At 67.0% G+C, this 669-nt stretch carries 1 protein-coding gene; it reads right to left on the bottom strand.

Annotated elements, in window-relative coordinates; all coding sequences use genetic code 11:
• Positions 1 to 324 (bottom strand): endo-1,4-beta-xylanase (locus tag F8271_RS31675; RefSeq protein ID WP_151493430.1); only part of this gene is annotated, 324 nt, incomplete at its 3' end.
• Positions 325 to 669: the final 345 nt, after the last annotated feature.

Genomic DNA, 669 nt, shown 5'->3' with positions numbered 1-669 from the left:
CACGCTCATCCCGTTGGCGCGCGCGTGACTGACCAGACGATCACCACCGGTGTAGCTGAACCGGCCCTGCTGCGGCTCGGTGGCGTCCCACTTCATCTCGTTCTCGGCCACGACACTGTTGAACTCGGCGTTGAGGATGCCGACGTACTGGCTGTCGGACAGCTTGCCGGTCGCGACGGCCGCGCCGAAGTAGCGGCCCTTCTCGGCCGCCGACGCCTTCAGTGTGGTTCCGGCGCTGGCCATGGGTGCCAGCGCCACGGTCATGCCCGCGCTCAGTGCGACCGCGAGGGTCGCCGTCGCCAGCAGAGTTCTCTTGGGTCTCATGTTGTTCCTTCTCAGTGGTTGCATCGGTGGTGGTGATGTGCCACTTCGCTCAGGACAACCCGGTCGGGACGGTCGGCGCCGGCTGGCCAGGGAGTCCGGGACGGTCCTCCCGGGCCACCTCGCACCGACGTACGCAGTCCGGCGGCACGCGCCGACTGCGGAGAGTCCTGAGGCGACGTCCGCATGCCCTGGGGGACGTCGTGATCCGAGGTGCGGCCAGCGGGGATCGCCCGGTGAGCCCCGAAATGCCGTCATCCTCTCCATCGAGAGTGAGCGATAACATGCTGTTCGTCAAGACGTAACGAACGGCGTGGCGACGTCCTTGTGATCGCTCACAGTCGAGCG

It is taken from the genome of Micromonospora sp. ALFpr18c (genome assembly GCF_008868155.1).
Classification (GTDB): domain Bacteria; phylum Actinomycetota; class Actinomycetes; order Mycobacteriales; family Micromonosporaceae; genus Micromonospora.
Note: the sequence above shows the minus strand (reverse complement) of the source record. Positions and strands in the feature narration are given on the sequence as shown.